The organism is Mesorhizobium shonense, assembly GCF_040545255.1.
In the GTDB taxonomy this organism is placed as follows: Bacteria; Pseudomonadota; Alphaproteobacteria; order Rhizobiales; family Rhizobiaceae; genus Mesorhizobium; species Mesorhizobium shonense.
Genome location: NZ_JBEPLM010000004.1, coordinates 482056 through 504253 on the forward strand (window position 1 = coordinate 482056; position 22198 = coordinate 504253).

Genomic DNA, 22198 nt, shown 5'->3' on the forward strand with positions numbered 1-22198 from the left:
TTTGCAGCGCGCCATTTTGGAATCGTCAAGCAGGCGATATTCCAATGGAGGGCCGATGGCCAAACCGAAGCGCGGGGCAAGCCGAAGCAAAAAGTCGACACATCAAAGCGAGGCGGCCGGACCATCGGTGCAGCCCCGCTCGCAGGCAGCGCGATCCCAGGAAAGAGCCCGGCAGACGCCTCATGCGCAGCAGGAGCGCAAGCGCCGCGTGCTCGCCAAGGGCCATCCGGCGATGGTGGACAGCATTGCCGGCGCGGTTACCGTGAAGAATCTCGATCTCTACTATGTCGTCGCTTCCGACGCGCAGATCCCCTTGAAAGGCGGGCACGGCTTCGGGCTCTATTTCCACGACTGCCGCTTCCTCGGCGGCTACGAGATGACATTGGGCGGCTTGCCCCCGATCGTGCTGGCCTCGACAGCGCAAAAGGGTTACGCCGCGCTTTTCGAATTGGCCAATCCCGACCTCCATTGCGATGGAGGTCGACTGATCCCCAAGGACGAGCTCGGCATCCGCTGGGAACGCATTCTCGATGCGGGGCGAACATGCGTGCGGGAGGTTCTGACCATCCAGAATTTCGGCAACGAATCGCATGGCTTTCCGCTAGCCCTGCACTTCGGCGCCGGTTTCGAGGACATTTTCAATGTGCGCGGGCTGGTGCCGAAATATCTCGGCAGGTCCGAGCGGCCCGTCTGGCGCGACGGCAGGCTGCATTTTGTCTATCATGGCGCCGATCGCGTTCGCAGAACGGCAACAATCGTCTTCTCGCCGGCACCCGACGCCATGCACAAGACGACGGCCGAGTTCCGGTTCGATGTGCCGTCGGGCGAAAAGCGCACCATCGCAATCACCATAGAACTGAAGGAACTGCCAGAACGGCCAGAAGCCGAGCAGTTGAACCAACACCCGACGTTTGCTCTCGACGGTTTTGCCGGAAAGGTTCAGGCGGACACCGAAGAATGGCTGGAGCAACATACGAAATTCGACAGCGACAGCCTGCTGCTCAACAGCATCATGGACCGCTCGCTGCGCGACCTCGCGGTGCTCAGATCGGATTTTGGCAACAGGGAGTATTTCGCGGCCGGCGTGCCGTGGTTCGTCGCCCTTTTCGGGCGAGACAGCCTGGTCGTCGCGCACGAGATGCTCGCCTTTCAGCCGGAGATCGCAGCCCAGACGCTGCGCCTTCTTGCCAGCTATCAGGGACGTCGAACGGATCGATGGCGTGAGGAGCAGCCGGGCAAGATCCTGCATGAGCTGCGCGTCGGCGAGCTCGCTCGCGCAGGCAATGTCCCGCATGCCAGGTTCTACTGCACGGTGGACGCGACCCCGCTCTTCCTGCTGCTTCTCGGCCGCTATGTTGCGTGGACAGGCGATCTGGGACTGTTCCGCGAACTGCAGGAGCCGGTGGAACGGGCTTTGGGCTGGATCGCCAAGGCCGGAGACAATCACGGCGAAGGCTATCTCAAATATCGGACCATATCGGAGAGCGGCCTCGTCAACCAGGGATGGAAGGATTCGGCCGACGCGATCGTCAGGACCGACGGCAGCATCGCCAGGCCGCCGATCGCGCTTGTCGAGGCGCAGGGCTATGTCTTTGCCGCCAAACATGCCGTCGCCGACCTTTACGAACGCACTGGCGACCGTGATCGCGCCAAAAAGCTTCGCGGCGAGGCCGAACGGCTTCGAACACGGTTCAACCACGACTTCTGGTGCGAGGACCTGGGCGCCTTTGCGCTGGCGCTCGAAGCGCGAGGCCGCCAGGTCGCGGTCGTTTCCTCGAATCCGGGCCATGCGTTGTGGACCGGCATCGCGGACCATGGCAAGGGCCGCCGAACGGTGCTGCGGCTGATGCAGGACGACATGTTCAACGGCTGGGGCGTGCGCACGCTCTCGAGCGCGGAGCGTCGCTACAATCCCGTGGGATACCACCTCGGAACCGTCTGGCCGCACGACAACGCGCTGCTGGCGGCCGGCTGCCGACGCTATGGCGAGGACGACGCGGCGCTGCAGATCTTCACCGCTATCGCCGAGGCGGCCATGCACTTCCGGCATCATAGGCTGCCCGAGGCGATGGCGGGCTTTCAGCGCAAGGATTTTCAGGTGCCGGTGCACTATCCCGTGGCCTGCCACCCGCAAGCGTGGGCGGCGGGCGCGGTGCCATTCATGGTGACCACCTGCCTCGGGCTGGAACCTGACGCCCTCGCAGGCAAGCTTCGGATCGTGCGGCCGCGGCTGCCCGATTTCGTCAACCGCATCGCGCTTCGCGGGCTGCGGGTCGGCGAGGCAAGTGCCGATCTCGAATTCAGGCGGACGGCCGACGGGGCCGAGGTGAACATTCAGAAGACGAGTGGACAACTCAGCGTGGAAGTCGGAGGATAGGCCCGCCATGGCTGGAGCGCTTCGCCGGGGCAAAAACATTCCGCCAGCCAGCGGTTCGGGCGACGCGTTTCGCTTGAATGTCCAGCCGATAGAGCCTATTTAGAATTATTCCAAACTATCGGCCCGGGAAGGGCCTGGAGATACCCCATGTTCATCCAGACCGAATCGACGCCGAACCCGGCGACGTTGAAGTTCCTGCCCGGCAAAGAAGTGCTCGTGCAAGGCACCGCCGATTTCCGCGACGCCGAAACGGCAGCTGAGGCTTCGCCGCTGGCCGGCCGACTGTTCGAGATCCCCGGCGTCACAGGCGTCTTCTTCGGCTACGACTTCATCACCGTGACCAAGGACGGTCCCGACTGGCAGCATTTGAAGCCGGCGATCCTCGGCGCCATCATGGAGCATTTCATGTCGGGCGCCCCTGTCATGGCGTCGGCGGCTCCTTCGAGCGAGGCCGGCCAGACCGGCGAGTTCTACGACAAGGCCGACGAGGAGCTGGTGCTGACCATCAAGGAGCTGCTCGACACCAGGGTGCGCCCGGCGGTCGCGCAGGATGGCGGCGACATCACCTTCCGCGGCTTCGAGAACGGCACCGTCTTCCTGCACATGAAGGGCGCCTGCGCCGGTTGCCCGTCGTCGACGGCGACGCTGAAGCACGGCATCCAGAACCTCTTGAGGCACTTCGTCCCCGAGGTGCAGCAGGTCGAACAGGTCGCCTGATCATTTTCGCAGCGTCTGCTGCGATACCAATCGCCAAAAACAAAAAACCGGGCCCCAACAGCCCGGTTTTCTGTCTGTGGACGTCTTGTTGTTGCCTAGACGGTCCGCGCACGAATGCTTTTGTCCGCGGTCATCGTGATCACATCACGATGACCTTGGCGCCGACCGATGTGCGGTCGTAGAGATCGATGATGTCCTGGTTCATCAGCCGGATGCAGCCCGACGACATCGCCTTGCCGATCGAGAACCATTCCGGGCTGCCATGCAGGCGGTAGCCCATGTCGCCGCCCTTGTTGAACAGATACATGGCGCGCGCGCCGAGCGGGTTCTTCAGGCCCGGCTCCATGCCGCCGGCGAATTTGGCAAGCTCAGGCTGGCGCTTGATCATCGGCGCCGGCGGCGTCCAGGTCGGCCATTCGCGCTTCAGCGCGATATGGGCGGAGCCGTGCCATTCGAAACCCTCGCGGCCGACGCCGATGCCGTAGCGCATCGCCATGCCGTCGCCCTCGACGAAGTAGAGGAACTTGTTCTGAGTATCGACGATGATGGTGCCCGGCTTCTCCGAAGTATCGTACCGCACTTCCTGCCGGTGGTACCTGGCGGGGACCTTTTCGATCGGGATGCGCGGCAGCTGATAGCCGGCATCGGTCATCGCGCCATAGTTGTTGGTGAACAATTGCCCGCCGATGGTGCTGCAGCCGCTGACCGCGGTCGAGAGCGCAAGAGCAGCGACGATTGCAAAAGACTTCAAGCGCATGAATAGGTCCGACGCCCCGCCTAAATATCAGCGGCACGAGTCGGCCGCTTTGTCGCCATCATTCATGCTGGCATTTCTTTTGCTTGCCAAGCGCGCACTGCCTATATGCAAGACCTTCCCTGCCGGTAAGTGCCGAACTGCGGCATTTCGGCAACAGGACTCACAGGATTGTGAAGCAAAATCAATGGGGCGGCTGGAAGAGCTGCCGGAGACCAAGGAGAGCGCCATGAATGTCGGTGATGCCGCCGAACGTTCCGGCCTGCCGGCCAAGACCATCCGCTACTATGAGGAGATCGGCTTGATCCGACCGGCGCGGGCCGACAACGGCTACCGCGATTACTCGCGCGACGACGTCCACCGGCTGGCCTTTCTGCGCCGCGCCCGCAACCTCGGCTTTTCAATCGACGATTGCAGGCAGCTGATGGCGCTCTATCAGGACCGCGACCGCGCCAGCCACGACGTGCGCGAAATCGCCAGCGCCCATGTCAGGGCAATCGAAGAAAAAGTGCGCGAGCTGCAATCGATGCGCGCGACGCTGCAGAAACTGATCCACGCCTGCCATGGAGATGACAGGCCGGACTGTCCGATTTTGGATGACATGGCGGGGGTGGTGGAGGATGAGAAGGCGTTGCAGGCGTAGACCGGCGACTAGCCCTCAAGCAAACTCGTGCCAGAGCGGCGCTGTTCGCCTGCTACGTGTTTGGGTTATGGATGATTTCCCACAGATGTCCGTCCGGGTCACGAAAGTAACCGGAGTAGATGCCCCAGGGTCTGTCGTGCAGTTCAGTGACGAGTGCTCCAGCCGCTTCGGCTTTGGCGAGCAGCTCGTCCACTTCCTGCCGGGTCTCAACGATATGGCCGAGGCTGAACTCCCCGCTTCGCGCTGGCCCGGGTGCGGTGCCCGCGTCTTTAGCGAGCTCACTACGCGGGTAAAGCGCAAGGATCTGACCGCCGTCGAGGTGGAACATGACGATTGCGCCTGCGGGATGCGTATCATCGCCGGTGAACTCAGTTGCGGTCACACCAGCAGACTGCAGGCCAAGCGCCCGGTAGAAGGCGAGTGCGCGCTCGAAGTCGGCTACTGCCAAGGTGATTACATCGATACGCGCTCTCATCAAACGTCCTCGAACCGAACCACCGCAGCAACGGGCGCGATAGCAGATGGTTCCCGATGAAAAAGCGGAACGGCCCTAGATGCAGGGGCCGCCAGAGAACTAGGGGCGGATGGGTCCGACGACGCTTTCGAAAGAGCCATCAACAGGATCGCCCATGCGCCCAAGCTCACCAACGAGCAAATGAAGGAACTGGTGCACCGCCGGAAAGCGGCAACAAAAACGGGTCGTTAGCGGCGCCATTGGTCCCGTTCGCGTGATCCAAGTAATAGGATTATTATCCTAATTTGTTTGCGCCGATCTGTCGAGGATTATCGCTCTCGTGGTTTGTCACCAGATAATCGCCGTTCTTTAATAGCGGTTCAAACCGTGAACAAAATCTGGCATGGTGGCTGCCATGCCACTCATTTCCCCGATTCCCATCAACCCTCTGATCGACGGCCGCCAGTCCGAGCGCGCCATGCTGGTGCGGCGCGGCGTACAGCGGCTGCTCACTGAAATGGGCGCGCATGTGCTGCCTGAGCTGTCGCTCGCCACAGGCCGCCGCGCCGATCTCGTCGCGCTGACCCGGCAGGGCGACATCTGGATCATCGAGATCAAATCCTCGATCGAGGATTTTCGCGTCGACCGCAAATGGCCGGACTACCGGCTGCATTCCGACCGATTCTTTTTCGCCACGCATCCCGGCGTGCCGCAGGAGATTTTTCCGCAGGAGTGCGGCTTCATCCTCTCCGACGGCTATGGCGCCGAGATCCTGCGCGAGGCGCCGGAGCACCGCATGCAGGCTGCGACGCGCAAGGCGCTGATGCTGAGGATCGCGCGGGCGGGCGCGGCGCGGCTCTTGGCGGCGGAGCTTGCCGGTGTCGCGGTGCCGGCGCTGGACGGCGAGAGCGAGTAGCGCCCCCTCACCCGCCCTCCGCTTCGCTCGGGCGACCTCTCCCCGAGGGGAGAGGAGACGGTTAGCGCCGGCGCCAATCTCTTCTCCCCTCGGGGAGAAGGTGGCCGCGAAGCGGCCGGATGAGGGGCGAAACAAGCCTACTCCACGTCCTCTTCCGTCCCGCCCGCCGCCGGCGCGACCAGCAGCACAGCCGTGCCAACCAGCGCGGCAACCAGCGAGCCGGCGAGGATGCCGACCTTCACCGCGTCCTGAAGTGCTGCGTCATTGGCGAAGGCGAGCAGGCCGATGAACAGGCTCATCGTGAAGCCGATGCCGCACAGAAGCGAGATGCCGAGCATATGCGGCCAGCCGGCATTGACCGGCAAGTCGGCGAGGCCGAGCCGGATGGCGATGGCCGAGGAGCCGAACACGCCGACCAGCTTGCCGAGCACGAGGCCCGCCGCAACACCCAATGTCAGCGGCTCGACCAGCGCGGCGAGGCTCAGGCCGCCGAGCGAAACCCCGGCATTGGCGAAGCCGAAGATCGGGATGACGATGAAAGGCACGAGCTTGTGCAGGCCGTGCTCCAGCCGGTGCAGCGGCGAATGCTCCTGATCGTGGCCGATGCCGGGCGAGCGCTCGAGCGGAATGGTGAGCGCCAGAGCCACGCCGGCGAGCGTGGCGTGCACGCCCGATTTCAGCACCAGCACCCACAGCACCGCGCCAATCACGAGATAGGGCAACAGGGTCATCACCCGCATGCGGTTGAGCACGATCAACGTGGCGATGGCCGCGAAGGCCGCCGCCAGAAAGGCGAGCGACAGGCCGCTGGTATAGAACAACGCGATGATGATGACGGCGCCGAGATCGTCGATGATGGCCAAAGCGGTGAGGAACACTTTCAGCGAGGCCGGCACGCGGCTGCCGAGAAGCGAGAGCACACCGAGCGCAAAGGCGATGTCGGTGGCGGTCGGGATCGCCCAGCCGGAAAGGGCTGGCTGATTGTCGCGGTTGATCAAGACATAGACCAGCGCCGGAACCACCATGCCGCCGGCGGCGGCTATGCCCGGCAGCACTCGGCGCGGCCAGGTTGAAAGCTGGCCGTCCAGCATCTCGCGCTTGATCTCCAGGCCGACCAGCAGGAAGAACACCGCCATCAGCCCGTCATTGATCCAGTGCGAGACGCTGAGCGGTCCGAGATAGGCGTGGAGGATCGCGAAATAGGTTCCGGCGAGCGGCGAGTTGGCGACGATCAAGGCCAGCGCCGCCGCCGCCATCAGGATGATGCCGCCGGCCGCCTCGCCATCGAGGAATTCGCGAAGAATCGATTTCGGCCGCTGCATCTGGTCCTTCATGTCGACTCCCTCATGGCGCCAGTCCGCCGGCGCGATGATGCTCAAACTTGGAAAGTCGGGCAAGCATCGGACGGTAATCGCGTGCAGGTCGAATTTCGCCGCGTCTTCCTTTACAAGCGCCGGCGCCGCCCCTCACCTGCCTGCCGGCATCCTCTCCCCGTATAGTGACGGGGAGAGGGACGCTCTCATCGCCGGCTTCGCCAATCGCCGGCGTCGTAGGAAGGGGTGCCGAGGTTGCGGCCAGCCCCCTTCTCCCCGTCACTATACGGGGAGAAGTGCCCGGCAGGGCGATGAGGGGCGGCGCCGACCTTGGCGATTGGCGATCTCACCATAGATCGGAACCGGCCGTTGAAGTGCTTTTTGCCCTGCGTCCAGCGATCTCACCGAGGCGCACGCTTTGCGAGTATCCGCTGCAAGGTGCGGCGATGCATGTTGAGGCGGCGCGCGGTCTCGGAAACGTTGCGGTCGCACATTTCGTAGACGCGCTGGATGTGCTCCCAGCGCACGCGGTCGGCCGACATCGGATTTTCAGGCGGCGCCGCGCGCTCGCCCGCGGTGCGGGTGAGCGCGGCGAAGACGTCGTCGGCATCGGCCGGCTTCGACAGGTAGTCGACGGCGCCGAGCTTCACCGCCGTCACCGCGGTGGCGATGTTGCCGTAGCCGGTCAGGATGATGGTGCGGGCATCGTCGCGCTTCTCGCGGATGGCGGCGACAACGTCGAGGCCGTTACCGTCGCCCAGCCGCATGTCGACAACCGCATAGGCCGGCGGATGGGCGCGCGCCTTGGCGACTGCCTCTTCCACGCTCTCCGCCGTCTCGACCGCGAAGCCCCTGGTTTCCATGGCCCGCGCCAGCCGGGTGAGGAACGGCTTGTCGTCATCGACGATCAGCAGCGAGGTGTCCTCGCCTTCAACCATTGCGCCAGTGGTTTCGTCCGCGCTCATTTCGTCAGCATCCTACCGACTTAAAGCGCGCCGCGCCGAAACAGATTGTAGCGAACGCGCTTCAAGTTCTTGTTTCCCGGCATGTCGTTATCCCAGAACCGCTGCACGGTTTTGGGCGACATGCCTTACTTTTACGCAGATACAATTGTGCAACAGCAATGTCCAATTTTTACAGCCGGCAACAGAGCTGCCATGCAGCAAACGCAAGGCTCAGGCATTGTCGAACATGGTTCCGGACAGCTGCTCGGGGTTGAGGAAGACGCCGCGCGGCCAAGTGATCTGCACCACCGCGCCCTCGCCGATCCCGCTCGAATTGCGGAAATCGAGCGTCGCGCCGGAGCGCTCCAGCAAGGTCTTGGCGATGAAAAGCCCGAGACCGAGGCCGCCGCCGGCCTCGGTCCCCTGGCGTGTCGACATATACGGCTCGCCGATGCGGTCGATGATCTCCGGCGGAAAGCCCGGTCCGTCGTCGATGATGGAGAAGGAGACCTCCTCGCTATTCCAGTTCCAACTGACGGTGACGGTCTTCCTGGCAAAGTCGACGGCGTTCTCGACCAGATTGCCGAGCCCGTAGATGACGCCGGGACTGCGCTGCCCGACCGGCTCCGGGCCGATGCGCTCGCCGGGACGCAGCCGGATCGAGATGCCGAAATCGCGGTGCGGCGCCGTCACCTCCTCGACCAGCGAGGTCAGAGGCAGCCGTGAAAGATGCGCCTCGCCTTCGGTGGACAGGCTGGTCAGCCGCTTCAAGATCTCGCGGCAACGCTCACTCTGCGAGCGCAGCAGTTTTACGTCCTCGCCGAATTTCGCATCTTCGCCGAGCGCCTTTTCCATCTCCTTGGCGACGACGGTGATGGTGGCCAAAGGCGTGCCGAGCTCATGCGCGGCGGCCGCCGCGAGCCCGTCCAGCGCAGAAAGATGCTGCTCGCGCTGCAGCACCAGCTCGGTGGCGGCGAGCGCGTTGGCGAGCAGGCGCGCCTCGGCCGCGACGCGGAAGGCATAGATGGCGGTAAAGGCGATCGAGGCAAACACCGCCATCCACATGCCGGCGACATAGATGAACGGCATCGGCAGCGGCGCGCCCTCGTACCAGGGCAGCGGCAGATGGAAGAACACAAGCAGCGTTGCCGCCGCGATGACCAGCGCACCGAGCACCGCGGTGAGGCGCAGCGGCAGCGACGCGGCGGAGATGACGACCGGGACGGAGAGCAGCACCGAGAACGGATTGGTCAGCCCGCCGGTCATATAGAGCAGGCCGGCGAGCTGCAGGCTGTCGAAGGTAAGGATGACGAAGGCCGAGAGCGGGGTCAGCCGGTGCGCGGCGGGATAGCGGAAGGTGAGCCAGAGGTTCATCCAGGCCGAGCAGGCGATGAGCGCGAAGCACATCGAGACCGGCAGCGGGAATTTCAGCCCATAGGCGACGACGAGCACCGCGATGCTCTGGCCGACGATGGCCAGCCAGCGCAGGCGGATCAGCGTGTTGAGCCGCAGCCGCTGGCTCTGCTGGGTATCGGGCGCGCGCAGAATGTTGATCATGACAAAGGATTACAGCCGCAGGACGGAGAGCGCTAGGTATCGCTCCGGGGGCCGACGGATTGGAGGTCTGTTTGGCAGCAAGGATTCAACGTCCATTTCGACTATCGTCAACATTCGAGATTGGTGCGTCCCAACTTCGTCATCCCAGGGCGGAGCAGGAGCGAAGCTCCGTCGCGCAGACCCTGGGATCCATTCCGTTACCTTAGCCTTGGAGTGCAGCGGAACAGAATTCTGCAACGTAGCGACGCGTTGAAGTCACGGAATGGATCCTCGGGTCTACGCGCGTCGCTTCGCTCCTTGCTCCGCCCGTGGATGACGAAGCGATGGGCGTTTGCGCCAATCGCCAACGCACATTGCCCACTAACGCTAATGGCCTGCCGAAGCGGCACGAACCTATGTCCCGCGCGGCTTGGCGCGGCTGGTGGCGGCGGCAAGCAGCGGGTTTTCCGGCCAGACATGTTTTGGATAGCGGCCGCGCATGTCGGTGCGCACATCCGCCCAGGAGCCGCGCCAGAAGCCCGGCAGGTCGCGCGTCGTCTGGATCGGGCGATGCGCCGGCGACATAAGCTCGAGCGTCAGCGGCACCGTGCCGTTGGCGATCGCCGGATGGCGGTCGAGGCCGAACAATTCCTGCACGCGGATCGACAGCACCGGCCATTCGCCGTCATAGCGGATCGGCACATGGCTGCCCGACGGCGCATCGAAATGGGTCGGCGCCAGCGCGTCGACCTTGCGCTGCAGGTCGTGCGGAACCAGCGACAGCGTTGCTGCCGCGAGTACCCCCGGCTTGATCGCCGCCAAAGAAGCATCGCCGGCTAGGAAGGGCAGCAGCCAGTCGTCCAGCCGGTCGAGAAGCGCCTGATCCGAGACGTCCGGCCAGGGGGCGCCGAGGCCGCGATGGAGCCAGCCAAGCCGCTGGCGCAGCGTCTCGGCCTCCTTGCCCCAGTCGAGCAGCGCCAGGCCGTGCTCGCGCAAGGCGTCCAGAATGGCTCGATCCGCGTCGGCGCCCGAAGGCGCCGGCAGCATGCGCTCCGCAAGCGTGATGGCGCCAAGCCGCGCGGTCTCGCGCACGCGCACGGCGCGCCGCTCGCGGTCGAAGCTTGTTTCGCGGCGCGTCTCGATGCGGTCGGCGAGCGCTGATCGGATGTCGGCTTCATCGACGGGCGAAGCGGCGGTGATGCGGGCGTTTTGCGCCTTGCCTTGCAGGTCGGCGACGACCAGCCAGGTCTCGCCGGCCAGCGGATCGGCGGCGTCGACCATGGCGCCGGAGCCGTTGGCGAGCACGAAGCGCCCGCGCTCGCCGCGGGCTTTCGCGACACGATCCGGCCAGGCGTGGATGAGGAGAGCGCCGGCGCCTTTACCCTCCCCCTTGAGGGGAGGGTCGAGCCGCGCAGCGGATCGGGGTGGGGTCGGTTCGGGCACGCTACCGCCGACCCCACCCCGGCGATCGCGCTGAGCGTCGCCCAGCGCGATCGTCGACCCTCCCCTCGAGGGGGAGGGTTTGGCCAGACGCTCGGCAAGCTGCCGGGCGGCATTGGCGCGCGGCGACTTCTCGGCGCCAAAGCGCATCAGCCGTCGTTCGAGGTCGGCGCTGTCGCCGCCCAGCCCGCGCTCGGTCAGCAGCACCGCAAGCGTCGCCGCTTCGATCGCCTGGCCCGCCTTTGCCGCCTCGGCCACCATGTGCGCGAGCCGTACCGGCAGCGCCAGCTTGCGCATCGCCGCGCCCGCTTCGGTCAGCCGGCCGGCATCGTCGAGGGCGTGCAGCGCCTTGAGCAGCACCCTCGCCTCGTTGAGCGCGGGCGCCGGCGGCGGATCGAGGAACGACAGGCTCGTCGGTTCGGCGACGCCGAAAGCGGCGCAGTCGAGCAGCAGGCCGGAAAGGTCGGCCTCGAGGATTTCCGGCGGCGTGAAGGCGGGCAGCGCTGCCGTCTGCTCGGCGCGCCATAGCCGGATGGCGACGCCCGGCTGCGTTCGCCCGGCGCGGCCGGCGCGCTGGTCGGCCGAGGCCTTGCTGACGCGCACCGTCTCAAGCCGGGTCAGGCCGCTTGCCGGCTCGTAGCGCGGCAGGCGCGACAGGCCGGAATCGATGACGACACGCACGCCGTCGATGGTGATCGAGGTCTCGGCGATCGAGCTCGCCAGCACCACCTTGCGGCGGCCGACTGGGGCCGGCTTGATCGCGGCGTCCTGCGCCCTGTTGTCGAGCTGACCGTAGAGCGGGACGATATCGGTGTCGGCCGCGACATTGCCCAGAAGCCGCTCCGCCGTGCGCTCGATCTCGCGCTGTCCGGGGAGGAAAGCGAGCACGCTGCCCTGCTCAATGGCGAGAGTGGAACGGACTGCCTTGACCATTGCGTCCTCGATGGCCACGCCCGCCGGCCGCTCGTCGTAGCGGATCTCGATGGGATAAGCGCGGCCTTCGCTTTCGATCACCGGGGCTCCGGCCAGAAGTTTTGCGACGCGCGCGCCATCGAGCGTCGCTGACATGACCAGCAGGCGCAGCTCCGGCCTCAGCGCACCCTGCACGTCGAGCGCCAGCGCCAGGCCGAAATCGCCGTCGAGCGAACGCTCATGAAACTCATCGAAGATCACTGCCGAAACGCCAGGCAGTTCCGGGTCGTCGAGGATCATGCGCGCGAGCACGCCTTCGGTGACGACAAGGATTTTTGTCCGCGCCGAGGTGCGGTTCTCCATGCGCATGGCGTAGCCGACGGTGCCGCCGGGCTCCTCGCCGAGCAGCTCTGCCATGCGGCGGGCGGCGGCGCGGGCGGCGAGCCGGCGCGGCTCGAGCAGCACGATTCGGCCCGCGCCCAGCCATGGCGCGTCGAGCAGCACCAGCGGCACCAGCGTGGTCTTGCCGGCGCCGGGCGGCGCCACCAGCACGGCGCTGTTGCCCGCGGCCAGTGCCTGCCCGAGCGCCGGCAGCACGGCGGAAACCGGAAGCTCCGGCAGAAGTCCTGTGTTCATCGCGTCCGCATATCAGCGGCCAAGGTCAGCGCGCAACCGCTCAGCAAATCAGAGCCTTGTCCTCGTAAACGGGTTCCAGCGCACCGTGCCAAGCCGCACCTCCTCGCGCACCATGGTGAGCAGTCCGGAAGCGCCGACGACGGCCAGGCCAACCATCGTCAGCATGTCCGGATATTCGTTGAAAAAGAACGCGCCCAGCACCACGGCCCAAACGATCTGCGAATAATGCGTCGGCGCGATCCGGTTGGCCGGCGCATATTTGACGGCAAGCAGCTGCAGCAATTGGCCGCCTGCGGTGAAGATGCCGGCCAGCATCAGCCAGACCAGTTGCCCAAGATTGGGGAGCGAGAACGACGTCGCGGCCGCGCCGACGCCGTTGAACAGCAGGCCATAGCCGACCAGCGCGCCGAGGATCGTGGTGCGCTTTTCCTGCCGGGCCAGCGAACGCATCAGGATGACGCTGGTTGCCGCGAGGAAGGCATTGGCGAAGGCGGCGAGATGGCCGAGATGCAATTCGCGAAAGCCCGGCCGCACCACCAGCATGACACCGGCAAAGCCAGCGACGACGGCAAGCCATCGCCAGGGTCCAACTCTCTCCTTCAGGATAACGGTCGAGAGGATGGTGACCAGCAGCGGCGCCAGGAAGATCAGCGCGTAGACTTCCGCCAGCGGGATGGTGGTGAAGGCATAGACGCTGAGCACGCCCGACGCGATGCCGGCCAAGGCGCGCGCCTGCACCGCCCATGGGCGCTTGGTGCGCCAGAAGTCGCGCCAGCGCTCATCGGCCGGACGGGTGAAGAACAGGAAACAGCCGGCAAACAAGGTTACGAAGAAGCCGATCTCGAAGACGGTGAACTGCCCGCCCAGGCTCTTGATGACGGCATCGCTGCACGAATAGCTTGCATAAGCGATCAGAGCGAGCAGGATTCCGTTCGGCACGTTCCGTTTCCGGGAGAATAGACGTGAAGATACTGGCGCTGGGGGCGCATCCCGACGACATCGAGATCTTCATGTTCGGTACGATGGCCGCCTATGCCGCGCTAGGCGCAGAGCTGACTTTTGCGATAGCCACGGACGGCGCCAAGGGCGGCAAGGGCGACCCGGCGGCGCTCGCCAAGGCACGGCGCGAGGAAGCGACGACAGCGGCCGGCCTGCTCGGCGTCACGCCGCGTTTCCTCGACTTCCCCGACGGTGCGCTGGTGGCGGACGCCGCGCTCATCGGCGCGCTGAAGGCGCTGATCGGCGAGGTCAAGCCCGATCTCGCGATCACGCATGCGCCGAACGATTATCACGGCGACCACCGCGCGCTGTCGGACGGCGTGCGCATCGCCGCGTCCTTCGCGGTGCCGGTGCTGCATGCCGACACGCTCGGCGGCACAGGCTTTTCGCCGACGCACTACGTCGATATCTCTGCTCATTGGGACATCAAGGCGCAGGCGATCCGTGCGCATCGCTCGCAAGATCCGGAGCGTTTCGTCGCGGGCGCACGCACGCAGAACGAATTCCGCGCCGGCCAGTGCAACGGTGCGCCAGGCGCGCTGGCCGAGGCCTTCCGGTTCGAGCCCGTCTTCCCCTTCGCCGACATACGCGAGTTGCTGCCGACGCCGCCACCGATCCGGCCGGTGACGGTCAGCACGAAGAGCGCCAGCTAGAGCGTTTCGCCGTTTCACGGAAACGGCGAAACGCTCTAGCCCTTTGGTTTGACGCAATTCCGGACGGAAAACCGTTTCACACTTTTCCTGGAATTGCTCTAAGCCGGCTGACGACTATCCGGCCGGAGCGGCCGGCAGTTATTTCCCAACGATTTCAAGCACGCCTTTCGCCATGCTGCGGCGCAGCAACGAATTCGCTTGCATTGTTTAGTAAAAAGAGCATCACTAAACAAATTACTAAACATCGGCGACGCATCGCGCGTCATGTTCAGGCCCTTGGGAGGAGCGAGGGTTGAGGGTTTTGAAACCGTCATCCGGACGCGTTTCGCAAATGGGAGGTAAGGCATGAAATCGACCTGGAAACTGGCGTTGGGACTGGCCTCGGCGGCACTCGCGTCGACCGCCGTCTCGAAAGTCGCGCATGCGGAAGACCTGACGCTTTGCTGGGCGGCCTGGGATCCGGCCAACGCGCTCGTGGAACTGTCCAAGGATTTTACCAAGGAAACCGGCATCGGCATGAAGTTCGAATTCGTGCCGTGGACCAACTATGCCGACCGCTTCCTCAACGAGCTCAACTCGCACGGCAAGCTCTGCGACCTGATCATCGGCGACAGCCAGTGGATCGGCGGCGCCGCCGAGAACGGCCACTACGTCAAGCTGAACGACTTCTTCGACAAGGAGAAGATCAGCATGGACGATTTCGTGCCGGCGACCGTGGTCGGCTATTCCGAATGGCCGAAGAACACGCCGAACTACTGGGCGCTGCCGGCGATGGGCGACGTCGTCGGCTGGACCTATCGCAAGGACTGGTTCTCGCGGCCGGAGCTCAAGAAGGAATTCAAGGAGAAGTATGGCTGGGACCTCGCCCCGCCGACCACCTTCGACCAGTTGAAGCAGATCGCCGAATTCTTCCAGAAGCGGCAGATCGACGGCAAGACCGTCTACGGCGCCTCGATCTATACCGAGCGCGGCTCGGAAGGCATCACCATGGGTGCCATGGACGTCCTCTACAGCTACGGCTTCCAGTACGAGAATCCGAAGAAGCCCTATGAGATGGAAGGCTTCGTCAATTCCGAGAAGTCGGTGAAGGGGCTGGAATTCTACAAGGCGCTCTATGATTGCTGCACGCCGCCCGGCGCCTCCAACAGCTACATGGGCGAAGGCGTCGACGCCTTCAAATCAGGACAGGTGGCGATGCACATGAACTTCGCCTTCACCTGGCCCGGCCTGCAGAAGGACGAGAATGTCGGCGGCGACAAAATAGGCTACTTCGTCAATCCGAAAGGTCCCGACGGCGACCAGTTCGCGCAGCTCGGCGGCCAGGGCATTTCGGTGGTATCCTATTCCGACAAGCAGGAATCGGCGCTGAAATACATCAAGTGGTTCGCCAACAAGGACGTGCAGGCCAAATGGTGGTCGCTCGGCGGTTATTCCTGCCTGAATTCCGTGGTCAAGGACCCGAAGTTCCCGTCCAGCCAGCCCTATGCTCAGGCCTTCCTCGACTCCATGGCCGTCGTGAAGGACTTCTGGGCCGAGCCGAGCTACGCACCGCTGCTGCAGGCCTCGCAGAAGCGCTTCCACGATTATGTCGTCGCCGGCCAGGGCTCGGCCAAGGACGCGCTCGACGGTCTCGTCAAGGACTGGACGCAGGTCTTCCAGGACGACGGCAAGATGTGAGGCTCCTCCCGAGCCAGACCGCAGCGTCCCGTGCCGCCCTTGGCACGGGACGCAGTTCAGATAAATTCCATCGCCGAGACTGACCAGTGACCGATGCAGGACTAACCATGCTCAATCGGACTGCGGACAACGTTGCCCGGGCGACGCCGGAGCCGTTGGCCAGGAAGATCCGGGGCATCAGCGACAAGGGCCTCGCCTGGCTGTTCATCTCGCCGACGATCCTGTTGCTTTTGGCCATCAACATCTTTCCGCTGTTCTGGGCGATCTATCTCTCCTTCACCAATTACCGCGCCAATCGCCCCAACGAGGCGGTGAAGAATCTCGGGCTCGCCAACTACCGGCGCATCCTCGGCGACCAGGACATCTGGATCGCCATGCAGACGACGGCGCATTTCGTCTTCTGGACGATCCTTTTGCAGACGGTGATCGGCTTCACGCTGGCCTGGCTGATCGACAGAAAATTCCGCGGCCACGCCTTCTGGACGACCATCATCCTGGTACCGATGATGTTGTCGCCGGCGGTGGTCGGCAATTTCTGGCGCTTCCTCTACGAGCCGCAGATCGGGCTGTTCGCCTATGCGGTCTCCTTCCTCACCGGCATCCCGCCGACGAATGTGCAGATGCTGTCCAATGTCGAGCTGGCGCCATGGGCGATCATCATCGTCGACACCTGGATGTGGACGCCTTACGTGATGCTGATCTGCCTCGCCGGCCTGCGCTCGATCCCCGAATACATCTACGAAGCGGCCGAGGTCGACCGCGCCTCCAACTGGCGGCAATTCTGGTCGATCACGCTGCCGATGGCGCTGCCCTTCATCATGCTGGCGGTGCTGTTCCGCGGCATCGAGAACTTCAAGATGTTCGACATGGTGAACCTGCTCACCGGCGGCGGGCCGGGCTCGACCACCGAGGTCGCGTCGATCACGCTGAAGCGGCAGGCCTTCGAGAGCTGGCGCACCGGCTATTCCTCGGCCTTCGCCATCATCCTGTTCGTCGCGGTGTTCGGTCTCGCCAACATCTACGTCAAGGCGCTCAACAAGGTGAAGCAGAGATGAGCCTGACCACCGCCCATTCCGTCGTCGCGCCGTCGTCGAACTCGAAACGGCTCGCCGGGGCGCTCGTCGTCGGCTACGCGCTGATCTCGATCGTGCCGCTGCTCTGGATCTTCGCCACCAGCTTCAAGACGCCGCCGGATTCGATCGCCTATCCGCCGAAGATCGTGTTTCAGCCGAGCATCGAGGGCTATTGCAACCTGTTCACCACCCGCACCAGGCAGACACCGGAATACATCAACGCGCTCGGACCGGCGACCGGTTTCTGCGACGAGACGGTGCGCAAGCGCAACATGGTAATCGCCGGACCGTCGAACTTCCTGCCGCGCTTCGTCAACTCGCTGATCATCGCCTTCGGCTCGACCTTCTGCGCGGTGTTCCTCGGCACGCTCTCGGCCTATGGCTTCTCGCGCTTCAAGGTGCCTCTGGCAGACGATCTTCTGTTCTTCATCCTGTCGACGCGCTTCATGCCGCCGATCGCGGTCGCGATCCCGATCTACCTGATGTACCGCGAGCTCGGCCTTTCCGACACCGCGCTCGGCATGATCCTGCTCTACACCGCGGTCAACGTCTCTTTAGCCGTCTGGCTGCTCAAGGGCTTCATCGACGAGATCCCGCGCGAGTATGAAGAGGCGGCGATGATCGACGGCTATACCAGGCTGCAGGCCTTCTGGCGCACCGTGCTGCCGCAGGCGACCACAGGCATAGCCGCGACCGCCATCTTCTGCCTGATCTTCGCCTGGAACGAATATGCCTTCGCCGCCCTGCTCACTTCAGGCACGGCGCAGACCGCGCCGCCCTTCATCCCGACCATCATAGGCGAAGGCGGCCAGGACTGGCCGGCGGTGGCGGCCGGCACGACGATCTTCCTGGTGCCGATACTGGTCTTCACCATCCTGCTCCGCAAGCAATTGCTGCGCGGCATCACCTTCGGCGCGGTGCGCAAATGACTAGTGTGGGAATAAGTCGACCCCCACTCCGTCAAGCTTCGCTCGACACCTGTCCCCCGATCGACGGGGGAGAGGAAGGGCGCGAACTTCATTCAGCCAGGCTCCCTTCCTCTCCCTCCGGAGGGGGGAGAGGTGGCGCTGCGAAGCAGCGACGGAGTGGGGGAACCACCTGGCAACCATCTCTCCCCGTAAACGGGGATAAGGACGGGAGGAACGCATGAACCGCTCTGTCGTCTCCAAGCGCTCTTCTTGGCCTCGTTGGGCAAGGCGCGGCTTGATGGAAAACATCGCCACGGCGCTGATCGCCATCGGCTTCCTGATGCTGTTCCAGCCCTTCGCGCTGTCGCTCTACAGCTATTCCTTCGTCACCATGCTCGCCGGCACGGCCATGTTCATCATCGTCTCGAAATTTCCGGTATAGCCATGGCCGAGATCCGTGTTCAGAACCTGAGGAAAGCCTTCGGCGAGTTCGTCGCCGTGCAGGATTCCAACTTCGTCGTCGAGGACGGCGAGTTCTTCGTCATGCTCGGGCCTTCGGGCTGCGGCAAGACGACGACGCTCCGAATGATCGCCGGCCTCGAGCTGCCGACGGGCGGCAAGATCCTGCTCGGCGGCGAGGACGTCACCATGCGCCGCGCCCGCGAGCGCGACATCGCCTTCGTCTTCCAGCTCTTCGCGCTCTATCCGCACATGAATGTGCGCAAGAACATCGGCTTCCCGCTGCTGGCGCAGGGCATGCCGTCGGCCGAGATCCGCGCGCGCGTCGAGGAAACGGCTCGGCTCTTGCGCATCGATCATCTCCTCGACAAGTCGGTCTCCGGCCTTGCCGGCGGCGACCGCCAGCGCGTCGCGCTCGGCCGCGCCATCGTGCGGCGCCCAAAGTGCTTCCTGATGGACGAGCCGCTTGGGACCCTGGACACCGAATTCCGCGATTTGATGGTGCATGAGCTGCGCGAGCTGCACAACCGCATCCACGCCACGACGGTCTATGTCACGCATGACCAAATGGAAGCGATGTCGATGGCCGACAAGATAGCTGTGATGAACCACGGCGTGATCGAGCAGTTCGGCAGCCCGCGCGAGATCTACGACCGGCCGGCAACGATGTTCGTCGCCGACTTCATCGGCTCGCCGCCGATGAACTTTTTGCGCTTCGGCGGCGGGCTCGCCAGGGGCGCGAAGGAGATCGTCGTGCAGGGCGCCAAGGTGACGGTGCCGGAGGTGCGCGAGGACGTAGCACCCGCCGACATGGCGCTGGGCATCCGGCCCGAGCACATCCGCTTCGACGACGCCTCGAAGCTGCGCGGCGCGATCTACGGCACCGAATATCTCGGCACCACGCAGATCGTCGCGGTGGAGACGGCGGACGGCATCATCAAGGCCCGGGTGCCGGCCGGCATCCATCTGAACCCGGGCGAACAGGTGGGGCTTGCTTTGAGCAGCGCGCGGCTGTCGCTGTTCGAGAAAGGCACTGGACGCGCTGTGAAAACCGCCATGCACGATCAGGCAGCGGAGGTGCGCCATGGCTGACGTCCACGTCCAGGGTGTGACTAAGAGTTTTGGCGACACGGTCGCTGTCAACGATCTCGACTTGCAGATCAAGGACGGCGAATTCGTCGTGCTGCTCGGCCCGACCGGCGCGGGCAAGACGACGACTCTGCGGCTGATCGCCGGGCTGGAGCGGCCGGACAGCGGCACGATCCGCATTGGCGGCCACGACGCGACGGGACTGTCGCCGGCCGAGCGCGACACGGCTTTCGTCTTCCAGCAATATTCGCTCTATCCGCATCTTTCGGTCTACGACAACCTCGCCTTCCCGCTGCGTTCGCCGGCGCGGCGCTTCCCGGAAGAGGCGGTGCGTCGCAGGGTCGAAGAGGTGGCGCGGATGGTGCGCATCGACCACAAGCTCGGCAACCGCTCGACGAGGTTGTCGGGCGGCGAGATGCAGCGCGTCGCCATCGGCCGCGCTTTGGTGCGGAAACCCGCCATCTACCTGATGGACGAGCCGCTGTCGTCGCTCGACGCCAAGCTGCGCGCCGATCTCAGGCTGGAGCTGAAGCGCATCCAGTCGGAGCTCGGCGCCACCATGCTCTATGTCACGCACGACCAGATCGAGGCGATGACCATGGCCGACCGCATCGGCATCCTGGCCGATGGCGTGCTGGTGCAGATCGGCACGCCGCGCGCCATCTATTCGGAGCCGGCTAACCTTCATGTCGCGGCCCGGCTTGGCCAGCCGGCGATCAATCTGTTGCCGGCCGGGCTGCTGCCCGACGGCGGCGCGCCGTCGGGAACCACGACCATCGGCGCACGCACCGAGCACCTGTCGATCGAGAAGGCGGCAAACGGTCATGCCGACGGCGTCGTCGACTGGGTCGAGCATCTCGGCGATCAGAACCATCTGCATGTGACGGTCGGACCGAAGAGGCTGGTGACGCTGACCGATCCCGACACGCCGCTCGAAAAGGGGGACAGGGTGACGATCCGCTACCGTTCGCCGCTTTATTTCGGCTCGGATGGGCAAAGGCTGATGTAGCCGGCATACACATCTTTTTGACGACCGCAGATACGGACTGGACGAATCCATGAAGCACTTTTTCAACCGCAAGGACTCAATCGTCACCGAAGCGCTGGACGGTTTTCTTGCGACCGCAGGCTCCGGCACGCTGGCGCGCCTCGACGGCTATCCCGAAGTCAAGGTCGTGCTGCGCGCCGACTGGGACAAGATGAAGGTCGCCGTCGTCTCCGGCGGCGGCGCCGGGCACGAGCCTTCGCATGCAGGTTTCGTCGGCGCCGGCATGCTGACGGCGGCAGTCTCCGGCGAGATCTTCGCCTCGCCCAGCGTCGAGGCGGTGCTGGCGGCGATCCGCGCGACGACCGGTCCGGCCGGCTGCCTGCTGATCGTCAAGAACTATACCGGCGACCGGCTCAATTTCGGGCTGGCCGCGGAGAAGGCGCGCGCCGAAGGTTTTGCGGTCGAGATGGTCATCGTCGGCGACGACATCGCGCTCCCTGACATCGCCCAGCCGCGCGGCGTCGCCGGCACGCTGTTCGTGCACAAGATCGCCGGGCATCTCTCCGAGACCGGCCATGACCTGGCATCGGTCGCCGCCTCGGCCCGCGCAGCGGCGAAGGATATCGTTTCGCTCGGCATCTCGCTCTCTTCCTGCTCACTCCCGGGACAAACGCATGAAGACCGCTTCGGCGCCGACGACGGCGAGCTCGGTCTCGGCATCCATGGCGAGCCCGGCGTCGAGCGGATCGCGATGCAAAGCGCCGGCAAGCTGGTCACCATCATGGCCGAACGCCTCGCCGCGCGGCTCGATGCCGGCAGCCGTTACGCCTTGCTGATCAACAATCTCGGATCGGTGCCGCCGCTCGAAATGTCGCTCATCGCCAATGCGGTGCTATCCTCGCCGCTGGCCAAGTCAGTGACGATGACGATGGGTCCCGGGCATCTGATGACTGCGCTCAACATGAACGGCTTTTCCCTGTCGCTTATCAAGCTGGATACCGAACGCGAGGCGGCGCTGCTGGCGCCGGTCGACCCGCATGCCTGGCTGCCGGCGAAGCCGGTTCGCGCGCCGGTCGTTGTGGTGATGGCCAAGCCCGGCAGTCGCAACATAAAGGCAGCGAGCCGCAACGCCGATGCCGAGCGGCTGATCACCGCCGTTTGCGAGAAACTGATCTCGCTCGAAGAAGCGCTGAACGGCCTCGATGCCAAGACCGGCGACGGCGACACCGGGTCGACAGTAGCGACAGGCGCACGCGGCGTGCTCGACCGTATCGACACGCTGCCGCTTGCCGACAAGGCCGCGACGCTCGCCGCGATCGGCGACACACTCGGCACCTCGATGGGCGGTTCCAGCGGCGTGCTTCTGTCGATCTTCTTCACGGCTGCGGCGCAGGCGCTCGGCGGCGGCGCGCCGCTCGGCAAGGCGCTGATCGCCGGCCTCGACCGGATGGTCTTTTACGGCGGCGCGAAGATCGGCGACCGCACCATGGTCGATGCGCTGGAGCCGGCGCTCAAGGCGCTCGACACAGGCGGGCTGGAGGCCGCAACCGGAGCGGCTCGGCATGGCGCTGAGGCGACCGCCGCGATGCGGAAGGCAAAGGCTGGCCGTTCCGCCTATATCGGCCGGCAGCTTGACATAGCGGATCCGGGCGCCTTTGCGGTGGCGGAAGTGTTCGCGGCCGTGGCGGCCACGTTCGCCCCGGCATGAAG

Annotated in this window: 19 protein-coding genes; 12 read left to right on the forward strand and 7 right to left on the reverse strand. The window is 64.8% G+C overall.

What is annotated here, in order from left to right; all coding sequences use genetic code 11:
- Positions 1–55 precede the first annotated feature (55 nt).
- A complete protein-coding gene (locus tag ABID26_RS14565) occupies positions 56–2377 on the forward strand; it encodes an amylo-alpha-1,6-glucosidase (RefSeq protein WP_126096487.1) in 2322 nt (773 codons plus the stop codon).
- 147 nt (positions 2378–2524) lie between these two features.
- Entirely contained in the window at positions 2525–3094 is a 570-nt protein-coding gene (locus ABID26_RS14570) for a NifU family protein (RefSeq protein ID WP_059189708.1), read from the forward strand.
- A 139-nt stretch (positions 3095–3233) separates the two neighbouring features.
- On the opposite strand, the gene ABID26_RS14575 is transcribed toward ABID26_RS14570, so the two are convergent.
- The gene (locus tag ABID26_RS14575) at positions 3234–3851 is read right to left on the reverse strand and encodes a L,D-transpeptidase (protein ID WP_126096488.1); all 618 of its coding nucleotides are present in this window, start codon (positions 3849–3851) and stop codon (positions 3234–3236) included.
- Positions 3852–4077: 226 nt separating this feature from the next.
- Here ABID26_RS14575 and cueR point away from each other — a divergent pair, with 226 nt between their 5' ends.
- Positions 4078–4491 (forward strand): Cu(I)-responsive transcriptional regulator, encoded by a 414-nt coding sequence (gene cueR / locus ABID26_RS14580; RefSeq protein WP_126102442.1) that lies wholly within the window; start codon positions 4078–4080, stop codon positions 4489–4491.
- Between the two features lie 52 nt (positions 4492–4543).
- Here the strand turns inward: cueR and ABID26_RS14585 are convergent, their stop codons facing one another.
- Entirely contained in the window at positions 4544–4966 is a 423-nt protein-coding gene (locus ABID26_RS14585) for a VOC family protein (RefSeq protein ID WP_126096489.1), read from the reverse strand.
- Between the two features lie 394 nt (positions 4967–5360).
- On the opposite strand from ABID26_RS14585, the gene ABID26_RS14590 reads away from it, so the two are divergent.
- Positions 5361–5861, forward strand: a complete 501-nt coding sequence (locus ABID26_RS14590) for an MmcB family DNA repair protein (protein WP_189521396.1) — start codon at positions 5361–5363, stop codon at positions 5859–5861.
- 137 nt (positions 5862–5998) lie between these two features.
- Here ABID26_RS14590 and nhaA read toward each other — a convergent pair whose 3' ends face one another.
- The 5 genes from nhaA to ABID26_RS14615 all read right to left on the reverse strand — a co-directional run bounded on the left by nhaA (position 5999) and on the right by ABID26_RS14615 (position 13581).
- Positions 5999–7195: a Na+/H+ antiporter NhaA gene (nhaA, locus tag ABID26_RS14595; RefSeq protein WP_126096491.1), complete on the reverse strand. Its 1197-nt coding sequence runs from the start codon at positions 7193–7195 to the stop codon at positions 5999–6001.
- 380 nt (positions 7196–7575) lie between these two features.
- Entirely contained in the window at positions 7576–8139 is a 564-nt protein-coding gene (locus ABID26_RS14600; RefSeq protein WP_126096492.1) for an ActR/PrrA/RegA family redox response regulator transcription factor, read from the reverse strand.
- Between the two features lie 210 nt (positions 8140–8349).
- Positions 8350–9675, reverse strand: coding sequence for an ActS/PrrB/RegB family redox-sensitive histidine kinase (locus ABID26_RS14605; RefSeq protein WP_126096493.1), 1326 nt, complete (start codon positions 9673–9675; stop codon positions 8350–8352).
- 393 nt (positions 9676–10068) lie between these two features.
- Entirely contained in the window at positions 10069–12642 is a 2574-nt protein-coding gene (hrpB, locus tag ABID26_RS14610; RefSeq protein ID WP_126096494.1) for an ATP-dependent helicase HrpB, read from the reverse strand.
- A 48-nt stretch (positions 12643–12690) separates the two neighbouring features.
- A complete protein-coding gene (locus ABID26_RS14615; protein WP_126096495.1) occupies positions 12691–13581 on the reverse strand; it encodes a DMT family transporter in 891 nt (296 codons plus the stop codon).
- A gap of 23 nt (positions 13582–13604) precedes the next feature.
- On the opposite strand from ABID26_RS14615, the gene ABID26_RS14620 reads away from it, so the two are divergent.
- From ABID26_RS14620 to ABID26_RS14655, 8 genes are all read left to right on the forward strand, one after another.
- Positions 13605–14294 (forward strand): PIG-L deacetylase family protein, encoded by a 690-nt coding sequence (locus tag ABID26_RS14620; protein WP_126096496.1) that lies wholly within the window; start codon positions 13605–13607, stop codon positions 14292–14294.
- A 345-nt stretch (positions 14295–14639) separates the two neighbouring features.
- Entirely contained in the window at positions 14640–15971 is a 1332-nt protein-coding gene (locus tag ABID26_RS14625) for an ABC transporter substrate-binding protein (RefSeq protein WP_126096497.1), read from the forward strand.
- A gap of 107 nt (positions 15972–16078) precedes the next feature.
- Positions 16079–17026, forward strand: coding sequence for a carbohydrate ABC transporter permease (locus tag ABID26_RS14630; RefSeq protein WP_126096498.1), 948 nt, complete (start codon positions 16079–16081; stop codon positions 17024–17026).
- Positions 17023–17973 (forward strand): carbohydrate ABC transporter permease, encoded by a 951-nt coding sequence (locus ABID26_RS14635; RefSeq protein WP_126096499.1) that lies wholly within the window; start codon positions 17023–17025, stop codon positions 17971–17973. Before ABID26_RS14630 ends, ABID26_RS14635 begins: the two co-directional genes overlap by 4 nt.
- A gap of 217 nt (positions 17974–18190) precedes the next feature.
- A complete protein-coding gene (locus tag ABID26_RS14640) occupies positions 18191–18394 on the forward strand; it encodes a hypothetical protein (RefSeq protein ID WP_126096500.1) in 204 nt (67 codons plus the stop codon).
- A 2-nt stretch (positions 18395–18396) separates the two neighbouring features.
- Entirely contained in the window at positions 18397–19503 is a 1107-nt protein-coding gene (locus ABID26_RS14645) for an ABC transporter ATP-binding protein (RefSeq protein ID WP_126096501.1), read from the forward strand.
- Positions 19496–20509 (forward strand): ABC transporter ATP-binding protein, encoded by a 1014-nt coding sequence (locus ABID26_RS14650; protein WP_126096502.1) that lies wholly within the window; start codon positions 19496–19498, stop codon positions 20507–20509. Before ABID26_RS14645 ends, ABID26_RS14650 begins: the two co-directional genes overlap by 8 nt.
- A 49-nt stretch (positions 20510–20558) precedes the next feature.
- Positions 20559–22196 (forward strand): dihydroxyacetone kinase subunit DhaK, encoded by a 1638-nt coding sequence (locus ABID26_RS14655; protein WP_126096503.1) that lies wholly within the window; start codon positions 20559–20561, stop codon positions 22194–22196.
- Positions 22197–22198: the final 2 nt, after the last annotated feature.

Excerpts from the sequence above, each read along its gene's own strand:
- ABID26_RS14625 (WP_126096497.1), top strand. The coding sequence starts at position 14,640 with ATGAAATCGACCTGGAAACTGGCGTTGGGACTGGCCTCGGCGGCACTC.
- ABID26_RS14575 (WP_126096488.1), bottom strand. The coding sequence starts at position 3,851 with ATGCGCTTGAAGTCTTTTGCAATCGTCGCTGCTCTTGCGCTCTCGACC.
- nhaA (WP_126096491.1), bottom strand. The coding sequence starts at position 7,195 with ATGAAGGACCAGATGCAGCGGCCGAAATCGATTCTTCGCGAATTCCTC.
- ABID26_RS14600 (WP_126096492.1), bottom strand. The coding sequence starts at position 8,139 with ATGAGCGCGGACGAAACCACTGGCGCAATGGTTGAAGGCGAGGACACC.
- cueR (WP_126102442.1), top strand. The coding sequence starts at position 4,078 with ATGAATGTCGGTGATGCCGCCGAACGTTCCGGCCTGCCGGCCAAGACC.
- ABID26_RS14630 (WP_126096498.1), top strand. The coding sequence starts at position 16,079 with ATGCTCAATCGGACTGCGGACAACGTTGCCCGGGCGACGCCGGAGCCG.
- ABID26_RS14655 (WP_126096503.1), top strand. The coding sequence starts at position 20,559 with ATGAAGCACTTTTTCAACCGCAAGGACTCAATCGTCACCGAAGCGCTG.
- ABID26_RS14635 (WP_126096499.1), top strand. The coding sequence starts at position 17,023 with ATGAGCCTGACCACCGCCCATTCCGTCGTCGCGCCGTCGTCGAACTCG.
- ABID26_RS14570 (WP_059189708.1), top strand. The coding sequence starts at position 2,525 with ATGTTCATCCAGACCGAATCGACGCCGAACCCGGCGACGTTGAAGTTC.
- ABID26_RS14645 (WP_126096501.1), top strand. The coding sequence starts at position 18,397 with ATGGCCGAGATCCGTGTTCAGAACCTGAGGAAAGCCTTCGGCGAGTTC.
- ABID26_RS14585 (WP_126096489.1), bottom strand. The coding sequence starts at position 4,966 with ATGAGAGCGCGTATCGATGTAATCACCTTGGCAGTAGCCGACTTCGAG.
- ABID26_RS14565 (WP_126096487.1), top strand. The coding sequence starts at position 56 with ATGGCCAAACCGAAGCGCGGGGCAAGCCGAAGCAAAAAGTCGACACAT.
- ABID26_RS14605 (WP_126096493.1), bottom strand. The coding sequence starts at position 9,675 with ATGATCAACATTCTGCGCGCGCCCGATACCCAGCAGAGCCAGCGGCTG.
- ABID26_RS14640 (WP_126096500.1), top strand. The coding sequence starts at position 18,191 with ATGAACCGCTCTGTCGTCTCCAAGCGCTCTTCTTGGCCTCGTTGGGCA.
- ABID26_RS14650 (WP_126096502.1), top strand. The coding sequence starts at position 19,496 with ATGGCTGACGTCCACGTCCAGGGTGTGACTAAGAGTTTTGGCGACACG.
- hrpB (WP_126096494.1), bottom strand. The coding sequence starts at position 12,642 with ATGAACACAGGACTTCTGCCGGAGCTTCCGGTTTCCGCCGTGCTGCCG.
- ABID26_RS14590 (WP_189521396.1), top strand. The coding sequence starts at position 5,361 with ATGCCACTCATTTCCCCGATTCCCATCAACCCTCTGATCGACGGCCGC.